The sequence below is a fragment of the Streptomyces sp. NPDC102279 genome, assembly GCF_044766365.1.
GTDB lineage: Bacteria > Actinomycetota > Actinomycetes > Streptomycetales > Streptomycetaceae > Streptomyces.
The window spans coordinates 526,657-548,068 of the sequence record NZ_JBIWLU010000006.1; the positions used below are offsets into that span (position 1 = coordinate 526,657).

Consider the following 21,412-nt stretch of genomic DNA (forward strand, 5'->3'; position numbering starts at 1 on the left):
GCATGGCCCGCTTTCTGCGCCCGCTGCTGTGGGGGACGACGTACACGCGTTTGCTGCACCTGTGGGTGCCGATGCTGTTCGTCAGCGTCTGGCTCTTCATCGACCTGTCGAAGCCGTGGGTCCCCGCGGTGCTGTTGATCCCGCTGGGCCTCGTCCCGGCCGTGCGGCGGGGCGAGGGCGTGCAGGCACGGTTCATGCTGGCGCCGGGTGAGCGGGGCGGTGAGGACCAGGCGTTCTCGGTGGCTCCCTCCGCCGGTCCGCGCGACCGGTGGCGGACGGTGCTGTGGCTGGAGGCGCGACTCCTGTTGGGCTGGCTGACGTGCGCCGCCACCGTCTGGCTCCCCGTCCTCGCCTTCGACCTCGGCAGAGCGGCGGCCGGTCGCCGTCCGGCCGACGACCCCGTGGTGTCCGTGCTGGACCCGCACTGGAGTTGCGCCCTGCTGGTGCCGGTGCCGCTGCTCGCCCTGTACGGCGCGGTCGTCGGCCTCGGTGAGCTGGTGACGGTCCTCGCGCGCAGGCTCCTGGGGCCCTCCCGCGCCGAGCGGCTCGCCGCCCTGGAGCAGCGCACCGAGCAACTCCTGGAGCGCAACCGCATCGCCCGCGAACTCCACGACTCCATCGGGCACGCCCTGACCGTCGCGGTCGTCCAGGCCGGCGCGGCACGGGCCGCGGGGGACCCGGCGTTCACCGATCGCGCCCTGGTCGCCATCGAGGAGACGGGACGCGCCGCTCTGGAGGACCTGGAGCGGGTCCTGGGCGTGCTGCGCGAGGCGGAGCGTCCGGCGAGCGGCCGCCCGACGCTGGCCGACGCCGACCGGCTGCTGGAGTCGGCCCGGGCCTCGGGAGCGACGGTGGACGCCGAGCTGAGCGGCCCGCTGGAGACCGTGCCCGGCCCGGTGTCCCGGGAGGGCTACCGCATCCTCCAGGAGTCGCTCACGAACGTGCTCCGGCACGCGGGGGGTGTCCCGGTGCGGGTCCGCATAGAGATACGCGACGGCACGCTCGGCCTGGAGGTACGCAACCCGCTGCCGGCCGGCCCGTCCGGGCCCGCGCGGGGCAGCGGACTGCGCGGCATCCGGGAGCGGGCCGCGCTGCTGGGAGGCCTCGCGAGAACGGGCCCGCACGAGGGTGACTGGCAGGTGCACGCCGAACTTCCGGTGAGTTGATCTACGCTGGCCCGATGCCGGTCACCGTTCTCCTCGTCGACGACGAACCTCTCGTACGCGCGGGCCTGCGTGCCGTGCTGGAGGCGGAGTCGGACATCGAGGTCGTCGGTGAGGCCGCCGACGGCGCCGCGGTGATCCCGCTGGTCCGGCAGCTGCGGCCCGACGTGGTCGCCATGGACGTGCGGATGCCGCTGCTCGACGGCATCGAGGCCACCCGCGCGGTCCTGCGGACCGTCGCCGATCCGCCGAAGATCCTCGTGGTGACGACCTTCGAGAACGACGAATACGTCTACGAGGCGCTGCGCGCGGGCGCCGACGGGTTCCTCCTGAAGCGGGCGCGCCCGGCGGAGATCGTGCACGCGGTGCGGCTGGTCGCCGAGGGCGAGTCCCTGCTGTTCCCTTCCTCCATACAGCAGTTGGCGGCCGCGTACGGGAACACCGGGGGGAATCCGGCGGCGCGGGCGGCCATGGAGCGGGCCGCGCTCACCGAGCGGGAGGCCGACGTACTGCGGCTGATGGCCCAAGGTCTGTCGAACGCGGAGATCGCCGCGCGGCTCGTCGTGGGTACGGAGACGGTCAAGTCCCACGTCAGCGCCGTACTGGCGAAGCTGGGCGCCCGGGACCGCACGCAGGCGGTCGTCGCGGCGTACGAGTCGGGCTTCGTCGCGCCGGGCTGAGGGTGACTCGTGAGCACGAAATGGTCCCCGGCACTCGCCGGGCTCCCCCGCGCCGAGTACGATCCGGCCAACACGCGCACAAGCTGGGAGGACGGACGTTGGGGCGGTTGACCGGCGGGGATCCCTCTCTGCTGCGACGGATCAATTCCGCGGTGGTGCTGCACGCCCTGCGTGCCACGGACTGCGCGACCCTCACCGAGGTCACCCGGGTGACGGGGCTGTCGCGGCCCACGGTCGAGGGCGTCGTCGAGGGACTCATCGAGAACGGACTCGTCGTCGAGCAGGCGGCCGAGGAAGGCGCCACGCGCCGTCAGGGCCGTCCGGCACGCAGATACCGGTTCCGGGCCGAGGCGGGGCATCTGCTGGGCCTGGAGATCGGCCCGCACCGTGTCGCGGCGCTCCTCGCGGACCTGGACGGCCGTGTCATGGGCGCGATGGCCAAGGACGTGGACGAGACGGCGTCGGCCGACGAGCGGCTGGAACGGCTGCGGCTCGCGGTCGCCGAGCTGCTGCGCCGGGCCGGTGTGGCGCGCAGCTCCCTGCGGGCGGTGGGGGTCGGCAGCCCGGGCATCGTGGAGGCCGACGGCACCGTACGGCTCGGCACGGCGCTGCCGGAGTGGACGGGCCTGCCGCTGGGCGAGCGGTTGAGCCGTTCCTTCAAATGTCCGGTGCTCGTGGAGAACGACGCCAACGCGGCGGCGGTCGCCGAGCACTGGAAAGGTGCGGCGACCGAGACCGACGACGTGGTGTTCGTCCTCGCGGGGCTGAGTCCGGGCGCCGGTTCCCTGATCGGCGGGCGGCTGCACCGGGGATACGGCGGGGCCGCCGGTGAGATCGGCGCACTGCATCTGCTGGGCCGTGACGTCACGCCCGAGACGCTGCTGTCGACCACGGACGAGCCGCTGCACCCGCTCGACGAGCAGGCGGTCGCCAAGGTCTTCGCGCTGGCCAAGGACGGCGACCAGCGGGCGCGCGCCGCCGTCGAACGGTTCATCCAGCGGCTCGTGCACGACGTGGCCGCGCTCGCGCTCGCCCTCGACCCGGAGCTGGTCGTCATCGGCGGCTGGGCGGCGGGCCTGGACGGTGTACTGGAGCCCCTGCGGCGGGAGTTGGCACGCTACTGCCTGCGGCCGCCCAAGGTGGCCCTCTCCCTGCTGGGTGAGGCGGCTGTCGCGACGGGAGCCCTGCGCCTGGCCCTGGACCACGTCGAGGAGCAACTCTTCGCCGTGGAGGGAACGGTGACGGCCCGCCGCTGACCCGAGGTCCACGCACTCCGGGACGCCGGCAGCGGCAGCGGCAGCGGGGAAACGGCTCGCGCCCCGGAGGATTCCGGGGCGCGGAGCGGGTGGCGCGGTGCTGCTCGACGGGGCGCAGGGCCCCGTACGGGCGGCTCAGGAGGCGCGGCGCTCCGGGTCGTGGTGGATCTCCACGCCGCCGGAGACACCGAAGGTGAGCCGGCAGGTGTCCGCGCGGTACGTGGCCACGGAGACCGCCGCGGTGCGTCCCTCGGAGAAGAACCGGGTCGTGACGACGAGCACCGGCGCGCCGGGCAGGCGGTCGAGTTCCCGGGCGTCGTCCGCGCGGGCCGAGCCCAGCTCGACGGCGCGGTCCTGGCCCTCCAGGTCCAGACGCTGCAGCTCGCGCAGCACCGCACGCGCGCGTGCCGCGCCCGAGGGCGCGTCGATGGCGGACAGGTCGGGAACCGAGGACGTCGGGATGTAGAGGAGTTCGGCGGCGACGGGCTGACCGTGCGTCACGCGGGAGCGGCGCACCGTGTGCACATGTTCGCCCTCGGCGGTCTCCAGGACGCCGGCCACCGGAGCGGGCGGTGCGGCGACCACGCAGTCGGCGGCCTGCCAGGCGTCCCCCGCCGCCCCCGGCCACACGTGCTGTTCGTTGCCGACGGCCACGCCTACGCGCGGCGGGGCGACCGTGGTGCCCACGCCCCGGCGGCGCTGCAGGCGGCCTTCGAGTTCGAGCTGCTCGAGCGCCTGGCGCAGCGTGGCCCGGGCCACGCCGAAGCGGGCCGCGAGGTCACGTTCGTTGGGCAGGATCTCGCCCACGGTGAACTCGGAGTCCAGCGCCTCGCTGAGCACGGTCTTGAGATGCCAGTACTTCGGTTCCGGCACCGATTCCAACTGCGTGGTCCCCACCCTGTGCCTCCGCAATCGCCGTGTCCCGGCGGCGTTTAAGCGCCCTTGTTTATTAAAGGTTCCTGCACTATCCCTGCGACCATAGGGCCGCCCCCACCCTTGGTCAAGACCAATCCTCGATCCTTGGGGAACGCACAGGCGGGTTGCAGCACAGCGTTCACGGGGCGTTCGCGCTGGGCGACGTTCGCGACACAACGCCGAAAGCCCCCGGCCAGGAAGGCGGGGGCTTTCGCAGTGCCGCGGTGATGTGGAACCCGTGCCGGCCGAGCGGACTTGACCCGGCTCGCGGCGGTCTAGCCGACCGGGAGCGACACGAGTTTCTCCGGGTTGCGGATGACGTAGACGCACCTGATACGCCCGTCGGCGACGTCCAGTTGGAAGACGGTGTCGGGCTTCCCGGCGGACAGCGCGATCGCCGCGACACCGCCGTTGAGTTCGAGGAAGCGGAACGAGAGGTCGGGTACGCCCTTGCGGCCGGCTCCGACGATGAAGCGGCTGATCTTGTCGGCGCTGTCGAGCACGCGCAGTGGCGCCTTGGAGAGGCCTCCGCTGTCTCCGATCAGACGCGCGTCCGGCGCCAACAGGGTCATCAGCCCTTCCAGGTCACCTTCCACGGCGGCCGCGAGGAACCGTTCGGTGAGATCCCTGCGTTCGGCCGGGTCGACCTCGTAGCGCGGGCGTCGCTCCTCGACGTGTTTGCGAGCCCGGCCGGCGAGCTGGCGCACCGCCGGTTCGCCCCGGTCGAGGACGGCCGCGATGTCGGCGTAGGGGTAGCCGAACGCCTCCCGGAGGACGAACACCGCGCGCTCCAGGGGCGAGAGGGACTCCAGCACCACGAGGACGGCAAGGGAGACGGTGTCGGCGAGGACGGCCCGTTCGGCGCTGTCCTCCACCGTGTCCGCGAAGTCGGTGACGTACGGCTCGGGGAGCCAGGGTCCGACGTAGGCCTCGTGGCGCGACTGGATCTGGCGGAGCCGGTCGATGGCGAGGCGGGTGGTGACGCGGACGAGGTAGCCGCGCGGTTCGCGCACGTCGGACCGGTCGGCGGCGGACCAGCGCAGCCACGCCTCCTGGACCACGTCCTCGGCGTCGGCCACCCGCCCGAGCATGCGGTAGGCCACGCCCGTCAGGACGGGCCGGTGCTCTTCGAACACGTCGGTCGCGATGTCGGTTGCCACCGGACCATCCCACCCGACGCTCTCCTTCCTGTCCAGGCGAACCCGCCGCGCCGATCGGCCCGGTCGGCGCCCCCGGCGCGCCTCGCGCGGTTGATGACGGACAGGGGCTACCCGTCGGTAGCAGTTGCTGACAAGCTGTCTACGAGTCAGTCCTTCCCCGCGTCCCAGACGAGGAGCAGCACCATGTCCGACACGGTCTCCTTCAGCGTCCCCTCCCCACGCGGCCCGAGGACGGTCACGCTGTCCTACGCGCGCGTGGGCACCGGTGAACCGCTGCTCCTGCTGCACGGCATCGGACATCACCGGCAGGCCTGGGACCCGGTCATCCCGCTCATCGCCTCCGAGCGGGACGTCATCGCCGTCGACCTGCCCGGTTTCGGCGCGTCGCCGGCGCTGCCCGACGGGCTCACGCACGACCTCTCGACGGTGGTGCCGGTGCTCGGCGCGCTGTGCGAGGCACTGGAGATCGAGCGTCCGCACGTCGCCGGCAACTCGCTGGGCGGGCTGCTGGCGCTGGAACTGGGCCGCGAGAAGCTCGTACGGTCCGTCACGACCTTCTCGCCCGCCGGTTTCTGGTCGCCTGCCGAGCGGCGGTACGCCTTCGGTGTGCTGCTCGCCATGCGCCAGGCGGCCCGGAGCATGCCGCTCCCCGTCGTCGAGCGGCTCTCGCGTTCCGCTGCCGGGCGGACGGTGCTGACCAGCAGCATCTATGCCCGTCCGGCCCGTCGTTCACCCGAGGCGGTGGTCGCCGAGACCCTCGCGCTGGCCCGTGCCGAGGCGTTCACCGAGACCCTGCGGGCGGGTACGTCCGTCCGGTTCACCGATGACATCCCGGCGCTGCCCGTCACCGTGGCCTGGGGTACCCGTGACCGGCTGCTGGTGCGGCGCCAGGGTGTCCGGGCCAAGCAGATGATTCCGCGCGCGCGGCTGGTGCGGCTGCCCGGCTGCGGCCACGTCCCGATGAACGACGACCCGGCGCTCGTCGCCCGCGTCCTGCTCGACGGCAGCCGCTGACGTGCTCGGTCCCTCTCCCGTGGGGGCGCCCTGACGCCGGGCGGCGAGGGGGCCCAACGCCCCTGATCCGAGCGCCACTCCGGCGGCCACGAGTGCGCTGCCGACGGCCTGCGCGGTCCCGTAGGAGCCGGTGCCGACGAGCGGGGCGGTGGCGGCCGCGGCGACGGGGATGAGCCCGGAGAAGAGGGTGGCGCGCTCGGCGCCGATCCGCTGCATGCCCATGTACCAGCAGACGAAGCCGACGACGGTGACCACCACCGCCTGCCACACCAGCGCCGTCGCCTCCGTGGCGTCCGGCATCCGCAGCCAGGCCCCGCCGTCGGCGATCAGCCCGGCCGCCGCCGACTCGACGGCGGCGATCGCGCACACGGTGGCCGACAACAGCCGCGGCCCGAGCGGCCCCAGCACCGGCACGGCGAGCACGGCGAAACCGACCTCACCGACCAGTGCGCCGACCGAGTAGGCGATCCCGGCGCCATCGGTACGCCCCCAGCCCTGGACGGCGAAGGCCCCCAGGGCGACGAGAGATGCCCCGTACAACACCCGCCCGCGGGGACGACGGGCCTCCTGGAGGGGCACGAGAACGGCGACGACGACCGGGGCGCAGCCCACGAGGACGCCCGGGACCGCCGGTTCCGCCGTGCGCTCGGCGGCGAGCACGGCGAGGTTGAAACCGACCATGCCGACGGCCCCGAGCAGAACGAGGCGCGTCCACCGGCGGACGCCGAGCAGTCGCAGGGGAGCCGTTCCACGCCTGCCGACCAGAGCCAGCAGCAGGACGCTGGCGAGGCCGTAACGGAGGAACTGGCCGCCCGCGTACGGGTAGTGGCCGAGGAGGCTGTTGGCGGTGAAGGAACCGCCGACAAGGACGCAGGCCACGGCGGCCGGCAGGGCGCCCCGGGTGGTGGTGGCGTTCATGACGCTGACGCTATGAGGGGACGTGGTCCGGTTTAAGGTCCACTTCCATGACGTCATCGGGGACCAGTCACGACGGGGCGCCGGAACCCGCTTCGTCCGGTGCGGCGCCGTGGGCGGCCGCCTGGGAGCTGCTGCTGCCGGCCGCGGCGGCACCGGCACGCGCGCGGGGGCGCGCGCTCCAGGAAGCGCTGCGCGAGGCCGTCCGTTCCGGACGGCTCGTCCCGGGCACCCGGCTGCCGTCCAGCCGCGAGCTGGCCGGGGATCTCCGGGTGTCCCGGGGCCTGGTCACGGAGGCGTACGAGCAACTGACCGCGGAGGGGTACCTGCGCAGTGGCCGGGGAGCGGGCACCTGGGTCGGCGGCGCGGTCCGCGCGGTCGCCCCGCGCGCGCGGGACCGATCCCCGCGGCCGACGGGCGTGCGGGCCGACTTCGTCGCGGGCACGCCCGATCTGTCGCTGTTCCCGCGCGCCGCGTGGGCCGCCGCGCACCGCGGCGTGCTGGCCGAACTGCCCCACGAGGCACTGGGCTATCCGGATCCGCGCGGTCTGCCGGCGCTGCGGACCGCCCTCGCCGCGCTCCTCGGCCGCCGCAGGGGCGTGGTCGCCGACCCCGAACGCGTCGTCGTGGTCTCCGGCGTCGCGCAGGCGATGACCCTGCTCGGATTCGTGCTGCACGCGCGCGGCGTGCGCGATGTCGGCGTCGAGGACCCCGGAAGTCCGGAGCACGGAGCGCTGTTCGCCTCGGCCGGCCTCGGCACCGTACCGCTGCCCCTGGACGACGAGGGGCTCGCCGTCGATCCGCTCCGGGGCTCCGGCGTACGCGCTGTCGTGACGACGCCTGCACATCAGTTCCCCACCGGGATCGCGTACTCGGCGCGGCGCCGCGCCGAGCTCCTCGACTGGGCGCGCCGGGTGGACGGGCTGGTGATCGAGGACGACTACGACGGCGACTTCCGTTACGACCGCGCCCCGGTGGGTGCCCTCCAGGGGCTCGACCCCGAACACGTCGCGTACACCGGCTCGGTCAGCAAGTCGCTCGCCCCCGGGCTGCGGCTCGGCTGGCTGCTGGTCCCCGCGTCCCACGTCGAGGAGGTCGTCGAGCGGAAACGGACCATGGACCTCGGCAACCCCGTCCTCGACCAGGCGCTGCTGGCCCGGTTCGTCGAGCGGGGGGACTACGACCGGCAGCTGCGCCGCTGCCAACGGGCGTACCGGGAGCGGCGGGACGCGCTGGTGACGGCGTTGGAGGAGCATTTCCCCGGGACGCGGGTGTCCGGTATCGCGGCGGGCCTGCACGCCGTCGCCGCCCTCCCGGACCGGTACGGGCCGCAGGACCGTTTCCTGGAGCGCGTCGCGGCGGCAGGAGTGGTGGTCCGCCCGGCAGCCCACTACGGGGAGACCGCGCCCGACGGTGTGCGGCTGGTCCTCGGGTACGCGCATCTGCCGCCCGCGCGGATACGCGACGGCGTCCGTCTGATGGCGGAGGCGCTACGCGACACAGGTGCCCGTAAGCCGACGCCGTGAGCACCGGCGGTGCCTTCGAGCGCCCCGAGGTGTCTGTGGCGCCGGTCGGCAGGCCGGTCCGTGCCCGCGTCATTTCCTCCCCCGTCAGGGAGAGTTGTTCACCTCTGGTTTCCGTGTGCGCTGCGGTGCACCAGTAGGTGTTGCAGTCCACACCGGCCGAATCCGTCCCCCGGAGGCGCCTTCATGTCGCACCGCCCGCACAGCTCCCTCCCCGGCCGCCGCAGCGTGCTGCGCGGCTCGCTCGCCGCGTCGGCTGCACTGGCTCTGCCCACTACGCTCGGCTCGGCACCGGCCTTCGCCCTGTCGGGCCGGCCGAGAGCGGGCTGGGGTGTCCAGGCCGGCGACGTGACCGCGGACTCCGGACTCGTCTGGGTCCGCTCCGACCGGCCGGCCCGGATGATCGTCGAGACCTCGGCGACCGAGTCGTTCCGCCACCCGCACCGTTGGCACGGCCCGTTGCTCGGTCCGGACACGGACTTCACCGGGACGACGCGGCTGCGCGGGCTGCCCTCCGGCGAGCAGATCCACTACCGCGTCCTGCTCGCCGACCCCGACGACCCGCGCCGCACCGGCGAGCCCGTGGCCGGAACGTTCCGTACGACACCGCGCGGCCGGCGCGGCGGTGTCCGCTTCCTGTGGTCGGGGGACCTCGCGGGGCAGGGTTGGGGCATCAACCCCGACATCGGCGGCTATCGCATCTACGACGCGATGGCCCGGCTCGACCCGGACTTCTTCCTCTGCAGCGGCGACAACATCTACGCGGACGGCCCGCTCACGGCCACGGCCGCGCTCCCCGACGGCAGTACCTGGCGGAACATCACGACCGAGGAGAAGTCCAAGGTCGCGGAGTCGCTGGCGGAGTTCCGCGGCAACTTCCGCTACAACCTGTTGGACGAGAACCTCCGCCGGTTCAACGCCCGGGTGCCGTCGATCATCCAGTGGGACGACCACGAGGTGCGCAACAACTGGTACCCGGGCGAGGTGATCGCGACCACGGACACCCGGTACACCGAGAAGAGCGTCGACGTGCTGGCCGGAAGGGCGCGGCGGGCGTTCAGCGAGTACTTCCCCGTCTCGACGCTGTCGCCGGGCCGCCGGGACGGCCGTGTGTACCGGGTCATGCGGCACGGCCCGCTGCTGGACGTGTTCGTGCTCGACATGCGCACCTACCGCAACGCCAACTCGCCCGACGACCAGACCACCGACCCGCAGGGGATCCTCGGGGCCGAACAGCTGGAGTGGCTGAAGCGCGAGCTGTCCCGCTCTCGTGCCGTGTGGAAGGTCATCGCCGCGGACATGCCGATCGGTCTCGTGGTGCCCGACACCACCGAGGGGAAGCCGAACATCGAGGCCGTGGCGCAGGGCGACCCGGGCGTGCCGCTCGGGCGTGAGCTGCAGATCGCGGAGCTGCTGCGGTTCGTCAAGCACCGGCGGATCACGGGCACGGTGTGGCTGACCGCCGACGTGCACCACACCTCCGCGCAGCACTACCAGCCCTCGCGGGCCGCGTTCACCGACTTCGAGCCCTTCTGGGAGTTCGTCTCCGGCCCGCTCAACGCCGGCGCCTTCCCGGCGAGCGCCCTGGACGGAACGTTCGGACCGGAGCGGGTGTTCGTGAAGGCGCCGACCGCCTCGAACGTCTCGCCCGCCGGCGGCTACCAGTTCTTCGGCGAGGTGGACATCGACGGCGACAGCGGTGAGCTGACGGTGCGGCTGCGTGAGCAGGACGGGACCGTGCTGTTCACACAGCGGCTCCAGCCGGGGCGCGTGGGGCAGTAGGGAAAGCAGTCCTCAAACGGCCGGGACCTTGGCGGCGCGCGGCCGGGCGGCGCGTCCCGCCATGACCGTGCGGGACGTGCGGATCCCGTACCCTCGAAGAGTCCGCCGCGCACCGGAGTCATCCCCCGGTGCGCGGCTCCACGAGGCCGCCGAATCAGCTGCGACAGAGCAAGTCCCCGTAGGTCGGGCCCCGTTGCCAGTGGTCGCCTCCACGGTTTTTCCGTGACGCGATCCCTGCGGCCGTTTTCTACACCCGACACTCCGCGCTGGAGTCCCCATCGGGCGTACGGCGCCCGGGACTTGAGGTCGCGCGGGAAACGAGGCCCGTCGGGGCGAAGGACCATCGGCCCCTTCTCCGCGATTTCCTGACGGCGCCTCAAGTAGCGGCGGTCGGTCTTCTGGCGGTGGCGGCTGTCGCGACCGCCCGGTACTACCGGCGGGAGCCGCCGTCCGCCCTGACGGCGAACGCGTCCGGCGGCGGCGCAAGGGGTCGCCGCCCGACCGAGGACGCCCGGAGCCCTGGCCCGTCGCACGCCCGTGGTGCGCTTCCCCTGACCGAGCGGGCACACCCGTGCGCACGTTCGAAGCAAAGACCTTCAAAAAAGAACTACAAAAGGGGCAGAGTGACACTTAACCGATCAGTCACAAAGCGTTCGTGATCACGCAACACCATTCCTTCACAGTGTCGGTATGACTCCAGACATGTCTGATGTGACGCGTGCGAAGCACGGGCGCCCCGTCCACCACTGGCGACGCGATGTCGTCGAACTCGCCGCGCTCTTCACGGCCGTGGCGGTCGCCGACGGCGTGGCCAACCTGATCGGGCACGGGCCGGACGGCCCCGCCCTGCTGGCGATCTCGGCGGTGCTCCTGGTCGCCACCGCCGGATTCCACACATGGTGGGCACGCCGCCACGGTCACGCACCCCCGACGGGCGATACCGGCACCCGGCCCCTCGCCGAGCGGCGAGCGGCCGGGCCCTCCGGGGAACAGGAAAGGCGGGAAGGGCCCGGCACGCCGGAGGCCGTCCCCGAGGAGACCGTGCTGTGGCGCATGCGCACGACGGTCAAGGACGCCCCGGGTTCACTGGCCAGGCTGTGCGCCGCCCTCGCCCACCGGCAGGTCGACATCCTGAGCCTGCAGACACACCCGCTCGCGGACGGCACGGTCGACGAGCTCCTGCTGCGCGCGCCCGCCGGGTTGGCCGCGTCCGAGATCACCCGTGACGTGGCACGCGCCGGTGGCGCCGCCACCTGGATCGAGCGGGCCGACGCGCACGACCTCGTGGACGCGCCGACCCGGGTACTGGGCCTGGCCACCCGTACCGCCCTCGACGCCTCCGAACTCCCGCTCGCACTACGGCAGTTGCTCGGCCGGTGCACCATCCGCTCACTGCCCGCGAAGTCCCCTCTCTCGGGGCGGGCGACGGAGGGCACCCCGGTGGAGGGGGCGCTGGAGGACACGGTGATGCGGCTGCGGGCGCCGGAGGGCGGAGTCATCACGGTGGAGCGGCCCTATCTGCCGTTCACACCCACCGAGTTCGCGCGGGCGCGGGCGCTGGTGGAGCTGGACGCGCGGCTCGGTCCGCGGATCCCGGGCGGCAGGGACCTGCTGACGCTGCCGCAGGGCAACGCGATCACCGTGCGGCGCGCCGACGTCTCCGATGTCGAGGCGGCCAAGGCGATGCACGAGCGCTGCTCGCCGCGCACCCTGGGCATGCGCTATCACGGCCCGGTCGGTGACGCGGACCGCTACCTCAACCACCTGCTCAGCCCCAGCTTCGGCCGCACCCTCGCCGTGCAGACGGCCTCGGGCCGGATCGTCGGGCTCGGGCATCTCCTCTGGGACGGCGACGAGACGGAGGTCGCTCTCCTCGTCGAGGACGAGTGGCAGCGACGCGGCATCGGGACCGAACTCATCGGCCGCCTCGTGACGATGGCCGTGGATGCCGGCTGCGAGAGCGTGTACGCCGTCACGCAGGCCTCCAACACCGGCATGGTCGCCGCGATGCGCAGCCTGGGCCTCCCCCTCGACTACCAGATCGAGGAGGGCACCCTCGTCATCACCGCCCGTCTGGAGGCGACGCCGGTGACCACCTCGCTGCTGCCGTACGACCAGGGCGCGGGCGAGGGCCAGGAGCAGCACGGGACGCGAGCGGTCCGGGACTGATCCCTGAGCCGGTGGACGGGCACGCCCGTTCACCGGCGGGGCGGAGGCGGCGGGCAGGAGGCGGCGGGCAGGAGCGACACGAGGTGGACATGCCACCCGCCTCGCCCTCCTCCGGCGCCTCGCCCCTCCCCTCGGCACTCCCCCGCTCCGGCGATCCCCCGCCCCCGCTCAGACGCCGCTCGTGAACCCCAGCGCTCCGTCCAGGTCCGTCCACAGGTCGTCGACGTCCTCCAGGCCCACCGACAGGCGCAGCAGCCGGTCGCTGACGCCCGCGTCGTGGCGGTCCTCGGTGGGCACGATGCGGTGACTGATGGACGCCGGGTGCTGGATGAGGCTGTCGACACTGCCGAGGCTCACCGCCGGGGTGATGAGGCGGACCCCGGCGATGACGTCGTGCGGGTCGCCGTGCACCTCGAAGGCGATCATGGCGCCGCCGATGCGCGGGTAGTGCACACGGGCCACGCGCGGGTCCCCGGCCAGCCTGCGGGCGAGTTCGGCGGCGTTCGAGGACGCTGCCCGGACCCGTACCGGGAGGGTCGACAGGCCGCGCAGCAGCAGATAGCCGGCCAGCGGATGCAGGACGCCGCCCGTCGCGAACCGCACCTGGCGCAGCCCCCGGGCGAACTCCTCGTCGCACGCCACCGCTCCGGCCATCACGTCACCGTGGCCGCCGAGGTACTTGGTGGCGCTGTGCAGGACCAGCCGGGCGCCCTGTTCGACGGGGCGCTGCAGCACGGGGGTGGCGAACGTGTTGTCGGCGAGGAGGGGGACGGAACCGCAGGCGTGCGCGACGGCCCGGAGGTCGAGTTCGGCGAGCGTCGGGTTCGCGGGCGACTCGACCATCACGAGACCCGTGTCCGGACGCAGCGCGTCGGCGATACCGGCCGGGTCGACCCAGGTGACCTCGGAGCCCAGGAGTCCCGCCGTGAGCAGGTGGTCGCTGCACCCGTAGAGGGGCCGGACGGCGACGACGTGGCGCAGGCCCATCGCGTTCCGCACCAGCAGGACGGCGCTCAGGGCGGCCATGCCACTCGCGAAGGCGACCGCGCTCTCGGTGCCTTCGAGGCGCGCGAGAGCGGTCTCGAAGCGGGCGACGGTCGGATTGCCGAGGCGGCCGTAGACGGGCGGGCCCTCGGGTTCGGCACCCTCCGCGGCGAAGGCGTCGATCCGGGCGGCCTCCCCGCGACTGTCGTACGAGGGATAGGTGGTGGACAGGTCGATCGGGGCCGCGTGCAGCCCCAGGGCGGCCAGGTCCTCCCGCCCGGCGTGCACGGCCTCGGTGGCGAGGGCACGCGGCCGGGTGACGGAAGCACCACCGGCGCCCCGCCTGTCGTCGCGGGTGTCGGCGTCGTACGCGTCAGGGGTGTCGTACACAACGGAGTCCATGAGAGGCAGCCTGAACACACGACGGGGTTCGGGCGCCGCATCCCGTGTTACGTTCGCGCCATGGCCGATTCCGTCGTACTCGATCCGGTGGATCTTCATCTGCTGCGCCTGTTGCAGAACGACGCACGGACGACGTACCGCGATCTCGCGGCGCAGGTGGGCGTCGCACCCTCGACCTGCCTGGACCGCGTGACGCGGCTGCGACGGGCGGGGGTGATTCTCGGCCATCAGCTGCGACTGGACCCGGCGAAGCTGGGCCGGGGTCTGGAGGCCCTGCTGTCGGTGCAGGTCCGGCCGCACCGGCGGGAGTTGGTGGGGCCGTTCGTGGACCGGATCAGGCTGCTGCCGGAGTCCCGGACCGTCTTCCACCTCACCGGCCCGGACGACTACCTCATCCATGTCGCGGTCGCGGACATGGCGGATCTTCAGCGCCTGGTACTCGACGAGTTCACCTCGCAGCGCGAAGTGGCCCGCGTGGAGACGCGGTTGATCTTCCAGCAGTGGGACTGCGGCCCGCTGCTGCCCCCGGTCGCGGCAGGGTCGTCACCAGCGGCGAAATCCGGTTGATGCGGTGACCGGACCGGCGGACCGGGGCTGACGCGGCGGCCGTCCCCGTACGAGGATGGCCGCATGTCACAGACGAAGAAGCCGCTGCCCCGCGAGGTCGCCGACGCGTACGTCGACGAACTCACCGCCCTCGATCCGGTCCTCGGTACCTATCTCGGTGTTCCGGAGAGCTACGGCAGGCTCCCCGACACCTCGCCCGCCGGCCAGGAGGCCGTCGCCGAACTGGCGCGCGGCACCCTCGCCCGGCTCGACGAGGCCGAGCGGCAGCCCGGCGCGGAGAGTGACATCGAGCGCCGATGCGGCCGGCTGCTGCGGGAGCGGCTCACCGCCGAACTCGCCGTCCATGACGCCGGCGAGGGCCTGCGGGCGGTCGGCAATCTGCACACTCCGGTGCACTCGGTGCGACAGGTATTCACCCTGACGCCGACCGGGACGGACGAGGACTGGGCCACCGTCGCGCAGCGGCTGCGGGCGGTACCGGCCGCGCTCGCCGGCTACCGGGAGTCGCTCGCCCTCGGCCTGGACCGCAAGCTGTACGCGGCCCCGCGGCCCGCCGCCACGTTCATCGAGCAGCTCACCGAGTGGTCGGACACGGACGGACAGGGGCGCGGCTGGTTCGAGGACTTCGTCTCGGCGGGTCCCGCGTCCCTGCGCGAGGAACTGGATGCGGCGGCGCGGACCGCGACGGAGGCGCTGCTCTCCTTGCGCGACTGGATGCGCGAGGTGTACGCGCCGACGATCGAGGGGGCGCCCGAGACCGTGGGCCGCGAGCGGTACGCGCGGCTCGCACGCTACTTCAACGGCACGGATCTCGACCTGGACGAGGCGTACGCGTACGGCTGGGCCGAGTACCACCGGCTCCTCGCCGAGATGAGGACGGAGGCCGAGAAGATCCTGCCGGGCGCCGAGACCCCGTGGGTGGCGCTCGCGCACCTCGACGAGCACGGCCGGCACATCGAGGGCGTCGACGAGGTCCAGGCCTGGCTCCAGGGGCTGATGGACGAGGCGATCACGGCCCTGGACGGCACGCACTTCGAGCTCGCCGAGCAGGTCAAGCGGGTGGAGTCGCGCATCGCCCCGCCCGGCAGCGCCGCCGCCCCCTATTACACGGCCCCCTCGCAGGACTTCTCGCGCCCGGGACGCACCTGGCTGCCCACGATGGGGCAGACCCGCTTCCCGGTCTACGACCTCGTCTCGACCTGGTACCACGAGGGCGTGCCCGGCCATCACCTCCAGCTCGCCCAGTGGGTGCACGTCGTCGAGGACCTGTCCCGCTACCAGTCCGGTGTCGGCCGGGTCAGCGCCAACTGCGAGGGCTGGGCGCTCTACGCGGAGCGACTGATGGACGAACTCGGGTTCCTCACCGACGCGGAGCAGCGCCTCGGTTACCTCGACGCGCAGATGATGCGGGCCGCGCGCGTCATCATCGACATCGGGATGCACCTGGGGCTGGAGATCCCGGCCGACGCGCCGTTCCACCCGGGCGAACGCTGGACGCCGGACCTGGCGCAGGAGTTCTTCGGCGCGCACAGCAGCCGCCCCGCGGACTTCGTGGAGAGCGAGCTGACCCGCTACCTCACGATGCCCGGGCAGGCCATCGGCTACAAGATCGGCGAGCGCGCCTGGCTGCTGGGCCGCGAGAACGCGAAGCGGCACCACGGTGACGCCTTCGACGCCAAGGCGTGGCACATGGCCGCCCTGTCCCTTGGTTCCCTGGGACTGGACGACCTGGTGGAGGAGCTGTCCCGGCTCTGACCACACCGTGCGCGGTGGCCCGGTCCGCGAGGAGCCGGGCCACCGCGCACACTACGCGTCAGTCCACCAGCCGCCGCAGCTGGACGAGACCCACCCACGTCTCGGGTCCCGGCTCGACACGGGCCGCGCGGACCCCGTACCGGCCCGGCGCGAGAGCCACCTTCAGGTGATCGGTGCGCTCGGAGACGGGGCCCGGCCACGCGGCGTCGAAGAGGACGACGGGACCGGGCACGTTCCACTGCACCTCCGGATCCCACACGGCCGTGGCGAGGGCCGCCGGGACGACGGCGAGCAGTTCGTCCTCGGACTCGGCGGCACTCCAGCGTACGAAGATGCCGTGCTCGGGGAGGTAGGCGGTCGAGGCGGGTTCGTCGCCGAGGACCAGGGCCCTGGAGTCGCCGACGGGTACGAGGCCGATGAAGCCCTCGACGTCACAGGCCCGGTCGTAGTCGGAGGACATCTCGTCGCCGTCCGCCCCCGACCAGAACGGCAGGACCGCTTCCGGGATCGCTATGAGCGGCCCGCCGCCCGACTCCACCCATTCGACCGCACCGGGCTCCGCGTATCTGACCATGGGCAGAAGCTACACGGCGCCCGCCGGCACCCGTTCGGCAGGCGCCCCGAACCCGCCCGGCGGCGGTCCGGAGGTGTCACCGTCGCCCAAGTGGCCGGCGTCAGAACCCTGTTGGGGTCCTCAGCAGCCGCAGTCGTCCGCGTCCACGGGCGACGTCAGCGGGTCGGCGGCGCGGCGCTCACGACCCTGCCAGGTCTCGAACTCGAAGCCCTCGCGCGCCCAGTACTCGAAGCCGCCGAGCATCTCCTTGACCTGGTAGCCGAGTTCGGCGAGGGCGAGGGCGGCCCGGGTCGCGCCGTTGCAGCCCGGGCCCCAGCAGTAGGTGACGACGGGCACCGACCTGTCGAGCAGGTGCCCGGCCTGCTCCGGGACGAGTGCGGTGGGCAGGTGGACCGCGCCGGGAACGTGTCCCTGGTCCCAGGACTCGGTGGAGCGGGAGTCGAGGACGACGAACCCCGGGTCACCGCCGGCGGAGAGGGCCGCCGCCACGTCGGACGCGTCCACGTGGAAGGCGAGACTCGCCCCGAAGTAGGCCGCGGCCACCGCCGGGGAGGCGGGCGCCACCCGCAGCACGGGGTTCACCGCGGTCACGGGCCGGTGCGTCGGACCGGGGGCCGTGGAGGCCGCCGGCCCGGTCGTCGGAGCCACCGGCGACGCACCCGTCGGGGTCGCTCCCGAGGTCGCCTCGGTGCCGGTCGCCGTGTCGGCATTGGTGCCGTCGGTTGTGACAGTCATGGTCTGGCCTTCCTCCCGTGCCCCGCCGACCCGGTGTCGCCGTTGCCACCCCGGTGCCTCTGCCGCACCGGTCCCGCGGGGCTTTCCTGACCAGAAATCTACGGGTGGCTATCCCCGTCCTGAAGCGACGATCCACGGCATCACTCTTGTTCTGCCGGGGATTCAAATGGTATTCATCAACGATGACCGCGTATTCCCCGGACGCCACCGACTGGCGCATCCTCGACGTCCTCCAGCGGGAGGGCCGGGCCAGCTTCGCCGACCTCGCCCGGGCCGTCTCCATGTCCGCTAGCGCGGTCACCGAGCGGGTACGGCGTCTGGAGGAGGCGGGCGTCATCGAGGGGTACGCGGCCGTCGTCGCCCCGGAGAGCCTGGGAATGCCCGTCCTCGCCTTCGTGCGGCTCCGGTATCCGAACGGCAACTACAAGCCGTTCCACGACCTCGTGGAGGCGACGCCCGAGATCCTTGAGGCCCATCACGTGACCGGCGACGACTGCTTCGTCATCAAGGTCGCGGCGCGTTCGATGACCCACCTGGAAACGGTGGCGGGCAAGATCGGCGCGCTGGGCTCGGTGACGACGAGCGTCGTCTACTCCTCGCCGCTGCCCCGCCGCCCGCTGGGCCACTGACCGACGCGGACGGTTCGCAGGCCGGGTCCCGCCCCTGCCGACCCGGCGTTGAAAGGCACCGAGACGACAGGCGGGTGCCCCGCTCAGGGCGCTGGGGGCTCCGCCCGCCGTCGTCGGCCTCGCGATGCGGTGGGTGCCCCGCTCATCCCTCGCCACCCCGCTGCCGGACGACCGAACCCGTCCTGCCCTTCACCACTTCCAGCTGGGCGTGGATACGACGACGCAGGTCGGCGACGTGGCTGACGATGCCGACGCTGCGGTCGCGCTCGCGCAGCGAGTCGAGGACGTCGAGGACCTCGTCGAGGGTCTGGTCGTCGAGGCTGCCGAAGCCCTCGTCGATGAAGAGCGTGTCGAGCCGCACCCCGCCGGCCTCGTCGGTCACGACGTCCGCGAGACCGAGGGCGAGGGCGAGGGAGGCGAAGAAGGTCTCGCCGCCCGAGAGTGTCGCCGTGTCGCGCTCGCGTCCGGTCCACGCGTCCACGACGTGCAGCCCGAGCCCGCTGCGGCCGCGGCCGGCGCGGTCGTCGGAGTGCACGAGGGTGTAGCGCCCGGAGGACATGCGCTGGAGGCGTACGGTCGCGGCGGCGGCGACCTGCTCCAGGCGGGCGGCGAGAACGTACGCCTCCAGGCGCATCCTGCGTTCGTTGTCCGCCGACGTGCCCGCGGCGAGACCGGCCAGCCCGGCCACGCGGTCGTACTCCTCACGCAGGGGGGCGAGCCGCACCACTCCCCTGGCCGCGCGCGTGGAGAGGCCGTCCAGTTCATTGCAGCTGCGGGCCGCCGCGTCCTGCGCGGAGGCCGCCTCCCGCAGACGGCGGTCGGCTGCTTCGGCGGCCCGCTCGGCGGCGCGCAGCTCCGCGGGCGGGCGACGGGCGGCTTCCGCCGTGTCGGCCTCCGTGAGCACGGCGCGGACTGCGGACTCCTCCAACTGCCAGGCGTCGAGCCGTCGTTGGAGGTCTCGGTGTGCCTCGTCGTCGAGCAGCGCGTCGGCTGCGGCCTGCGGGGTCTCGAACCCGGCACGGAAGGCGGCGTCGGCGAGTCGCGCGTCGGCGTCCTTCAGCCGCTGTGCGGTGTCCTCGAACGCGCGGGCACTGTCCGCCGCCTCGGCGAGGAGCGCGGCCTGTCGCTCCAGTTGGGCGGCTCGTACGGCCACGCTCGCGGCAGCACCGCGCGCCTGCTCCAACTCCCCTTCCAGCGAGGCCTTCTCCCGGTCGAGGGCGTCCCTGAGGGAGGCCCGCGAGGCGACCCGGCGGGAGGCCTCCTGCTGGGAGGTCAGCCGTTGCCGGTGTTCCCGCTCGGCCTGCTCACGCGCCTCGCGTGCCGCGTGCAGCCCGGAGGCCGCCCTGCGCGCCTGGTCGAGGAGCTGCTCCAATTCCTCCGCCTCTTCGGCGAGTTGCCCGGTCGGCGCGTCTCCGGCCTCGGCCGTCGCGGCGGCCAGGGCCTCGCGGACCACGCCGAGGCGCCGCTCGGCCACGGCACGCTCCTCGTCGGCGCGCTGGTAGGCGGCGAGGGCGCGCTCCTCCGTCTCGCGGTCGACGTGTCCGGCGATCTTCCGGGCGGGGGCCGGGTGTTCGGTGGCACCGCAGACCGCGCAGGCCTCCCCGTCGACGAGGCCGGAGGCGAGTTCGGCGGCGATGCCCTGGAGGCGCTGTTCCTTCAGGTCGAGCCACCGGGTGCGCGCCTCGGTGGCCGTCTCGCGCGCCGTGAGCGTCCCCTCGTGGGCGTCCTCGGTGTCCCGGGCGAACTGGTCGCGTTGGCGGGCCGCGCCGAGCCGCTTGATCGCGGGGTCGCGCCGCACGCCGAGCTGTTCGGCGCGGGAGGCGGCGTCCTGTGCCGACTCGATCCGTGTCTCGATGTCCGCGCGCAGGTTCTCCCAGTCGGCCAGCCAGCTGTCGGTGTCCTGGAGGACGTCCTCGTCGGCCCGTTCCTGGCGGTCCAGGGCGGCGCGCTCCGTGCCGAGTTCGGTGAGGCGGCGCTCCGCGCGGCGTGCCGACTCCAGGCCGCCGAGTTCTTCGGCGGCCTTGCGTGCGGCGGCGGCCAGTCCGGGGGCTCCGGCCCCGGCGAACGTCTCCGGCAGGGCCGCACGCGCGCGCGTCTCCGCGTCGGCCGCCCGCCGGTGCTCGGCCTCGGTCACCTCGCGCAGGTCGAGCGCGGGAGCCACCGCCTCGGCCTTGCGGGCGCGCTCCATCCGGGTGCGGGCGTCCCGGTGGGCCTCGGCGCGGTCCTCCAGCCGTGCGGCCCGCTCCCGCGCCTCGGTGAACCGGCGCTGCAGCCGGTCCACTTCGCGCGCGTCGTCGAGTTCGCGGTCCGCCGCCGCCTGCGCCGACTCGGCTGCCCGGCGCGCGCAGTGGGCGATGGTCAACCGCTCGCGCGCGGTGCTGCGGGCCACCGCGGCCCAGGCGAGCACGGATGCGGTGAGACCCGGATCGCCCGGGGCGAGATCGGGGAAGGGCACCTCGGTGGTGTCCCCGGCCTCCTGGTGCATGCGGTGCGCGTCGGCGAGCAACGCGGCGTCACCGGACCGTACTTCCGCCTCGGTGGCCCGGCGCCGCTCGGCGAGGCGCTTCTCGACCTCGGCGAACCGGTGGGTGTCGAAGAGCCGGCCGAGCAGCTTGCCGCGGGCCTCGGCGTCGGCGCGCAGGAACCGCGCGAAGTCGCCCTGGGGCAGCAGCACCACCTGGCAGAACTGCTCGCGGCTCATGCCGAGCAGCTGGGTGATCTCCTCGCCGATCTCCTGGTGGGAGCGGCTGAGGTCCGTCCATACGCCGGCCGCGGAGTCGTAGGAGCGCAGCCAGCTCTGCGCCTTCTCGGTCGTGGTGCCGGTGCCGCGCTTCTTGGGGCGCGCCCAGGGCGGCTGCCGGGTGACCTCCAGACGCCTTCCGGAGACGGTGAGTTCGAGGCGCACCTCGGTGCGGGTGGCGGGGGCCGCGTGGTCGCTGCGCAGGCCGAGGCCCTGGCCGCTCTGCCGGGCTCCAGGAACCGCGCCGTACAGCGCGAAGCAGACGGCGTCGAGGACCGAGGTCTTGCCCGCGCCCGTCGGTCCGTGCAGCAGGAAGAGTCCGGCGGCGGACAGCTCGTCGAAGTCGATCCGCTGGGTGCCGCCGAAGGGGCCGAAGGCGGTGATGTCCAGGCGGTGCAGCCTCATCGGGTCCTCTCGATGTCCGGGCGGGCGGTCCCCAGGGGGTGCGG

General features: G+C 73.3%; 16 protein-coding genes and 1 pseudogene. 10 read left to right on the forward strand and 7 right to left on the reverse strand.

Translation table 11 applies throughout. The features are described from left to right. The first annotated feature begins 2 nt into the window (after nucleotides 1-2). The 3 genes from ACIRQH_RS18000 (at nucleotide 3) to ACIRQH_RS18010 (ending at nucleotide 3,099) form a co-directional block, all read left to right on the forward strand. A complete protein-coding gene (locus ACIRQH_RS18000) occupies nucleotides 3-1,166 on the forward strand; it encodes a sensor histidine kinase (protein ID WP_404226534.1) in 1,164 nt (387 codons plus the stop codon). Between the two features lie 14 nt (nucleotides 1,167-1,180). Continuing rightward, a complete protein-coding gene (locus ACIRQH_RS18005) occupies nucleotides 1,181-1,843 on the forward strand; it encodes a response regulator (protein ID WP_404226536.1) in 663 nt (220 codons plus the stop codon). A 98-nt stretch (nucleotides 1,844-1,941) separates the two neighbouring features. Then, the gene (locus tag ACIRQH_RS18010) at nucleotides 1,942-3,099 is read left to right on the forward strand and encodes an ROK family protein (protein WP_358819137.1); all 1,158 of its coding nucleotides are present in this window, start codon (nucleotides 1,942-1,944) and stop codon (nucleotides 3,097-3,099) included. A 135-nt stretch (nucleotides 3,100-3,234) separates the two neighbouring features. Here the strand turns inward: ACIRQH_RS18010 and ACIRQH_RS18015 are convergent, their stop codons facing one another. Beyond that, nucleotides 3,235-3,996 carry a GntR family transcriptional regulator gene (locus ACIRQH_RS18015; RefSeq protein WP_358819138.1) on the reverse strand — a complete coding sequence of 254 codons (762 nt, stop codon included), beginning with the start codon at nucleotides 3,994-3,996 and terminating at the stop codon, nucleotides 3,235-3,237. 293 nt (nucleotides 3,997-4,289) lie between these two features. After that, complete coding sequence (gene sigJ / locus ACIRQH_RS18020; RefSeq protein WP_388873724.1) at nucleotides 4,290-5,174, reverse strand: RNA polymerase sigma factor SigJ; 885 nt, start codon at nucleotides 5,172-5,174, stop codon at nucleotides 4,290-4,292. Between the two features lie 183 nt (nucleotides 5,175-5,357). On the opposite strand from sigJ, the gene ACIRQH_RS18025 reads away from it, so the two are divergent. After that, nucleotides 5,358-6,188 (forward strand): alpha/beta fold hydrolase, encoded by an 831-nt coding sequence (locus ACIRQH_RS18025; RefSeq protein ID WP_358819140.1) that lies wholly within the window; start codon nucleotides 5,358-5,360, stop codon nucleotides 6,186-6,188. Between the two features lie 129 nt (nucleotides 6,189-6,317). Here ACIRQH_RS18025 and ACIRQH_RS18030 read toward each other — a convergent pair. Further along, nucleotides 6,318-7,163 (reverse strand): annotated as a pseudogene (locus ACIRQH_RS18030) (EamA family transporter); the annotation flags it as partial. On the opposite strand from ACIRQH_RS18030, the gene ACIRQH_RS18035 reads away from it, so the two are divergent. The 3 genes from ACIRQH_RS18035 (at nucleotide 7,154) to ACIRQH_RS18045 (ending at nucleotide 12,577) form a co-directional block, all read left to right on the forward strand. Continuing rightward, nucleotides 7,154-8,629, forward strand: a complete 1,476-nt coding sequence (locus ACIRQH_RS18035) for a PLP-dependent aminotransferase family protein (RefSeq protein ID WP_404226538.1) — start codon at nucleotides 7,154-7,156, stop codon at nucleotides 8,627-8,629. The pseudogene ACIRQH_RS18030 and the gene ACIRQH_RS18035 sit on opposite strands and share 10 nt — an antisense overlap. Nucleotides 8,630-8,812: 183 nt before the next feature. Further along, the gene (locus tag ACIRQH_RS18040; RefSeq protein ID WP_404226540.1) at nucleotides 8,813-10,408 is read left to right on the forward strand and encodes an alkaline phosphatase D family protein; all 1,596 of its coding nucleotides are present in this window, start codon (nucleotides 8,813-8,815) and stop codon (nucleotides 10,406-10,408) included. Nucleotides 10,409-11,110: 702 nt separating this feature from the next. Then, a complete protein-coding gene (locus ACIRQH_RS18045) occupies nucleotides 11,111-12,577 on the forward strand; it encodes a GNAT family N-acetyltransferase (RefSeq protein ID WP_404226542.1) in 1,467 nt (488 codons plus the stop codon). A gap of 168 nt (nucleotides 12,578-12,745) precedes the next feature. Here the strand turns inward: ACIRQH_RS18045 and ACIRQH_RS18050 are convergent, their stop codons facing one another. Next, nucleotides 12,746-13,963, reverse strand: coding sequence for a trans-sulfuration enzyme family protein (locus tag ACIRQH_RS18050; RefSeq protein ID WP_388873736.1), 1,218 nt, complete (start codon nucleotides 13,961-13,963; stop codon nucleotides 12,746-12,748). Between the two features lie 60 nt (nucleotides 13,964-14,023). On the opposite strand from ACIRQH_RS18050, the gene ACIRQH_RS18055 reads away from it, so the two are divergent. Next, a complete protein-coding gene (locus tag ACIRQH_RS18055; RefSeq protein WP_358819145.1) occupies nucleotides 14,024-14,530 on the forward strand; it encodes an Lrp/AsnC family transcriptional regulator in 507 nt (168 codons plus the stop codon). 63 nt (nucleotides 14,531-14,593) lie between these two features. Next, nucleotides 14,594-16,285 (forward strand): DUF885 domain-containing protein, encoded by a 1,692-nt coding sequence (locus ACIRQH_RS18060; protein ID WP_358819146.1) that lies wholly within the window; start codon nucleotides 14,594-14,596, stop codon nucleotides 16,283-16,285. Between the two features lie 58 nt (nucleotides 16,286-16,343). Here the strand turns inward: ACIRQH_RS18060 and ACIRQH_RS18065 are convergent, their stop codons facing one another. Further along, a complete protein-coding gene (locus ACIRQH_RS18065) occupies nucleotides 16,344-16,859 on the reverse strand; it encodes an immunity 21 family protein (RefSeq protein ID WP_358819147.1) in 516 nt (171 codons plus the stop codon). Between the two features lie 120 nt (nucleotides 16,860-16,979). Further along, nucleotides 16,980-17,594: a rhodanese-like domain-containing protein gene (locus tag ACIRQH_RS18070; RefSeq protein WP_404226543.1), complete on the reverse strand. Its 615-nt coding sequence runs from the start codon at nucleotides 17,592-17,594 to the stop codon at nucleotides 16,980-16,982. Nucleotides 17,595-17,776: 182 nt separating this feature from the next. On the opposite strand from ACIRQH_RS18070, the gene ACIRQH_RS18075 reads away from it, so the two are divergent. Next, nucleotides 17,777-18,223 (forward strand): Lrp/AsnC family transcriptional regulator, encoded by a 447-nt coding sequence (locus ACIRQH_RS18075; RefSeq protein ID WP_358819149.1) that lies wholly within the window; start codon nucleotides 17,777-17,779, stop codon nucleotides 18,221-18,223. 142 nt (nucleotides 18,224-18,365) lie between these two features. Here the strand turns inward: ACIRQH_RS18075 and ACIRQH_RS18080 are convergent, their stop codons facing one another. Beyond that, nucleotides 18,366-21,368: an AAA family ATPase gene (locus tag ACIRQH_RS18080; RefSeq protein ID WP_404226545.1), complete on the reverse strand. Its 3,003-nt coding sequence runs from the start codon at nucleotides 21,366-21,368 to the stop codon at nucleotides 18,366-18,368. Nucleotides 21,369-21,412: the final 44 nt, after the last annotated feature.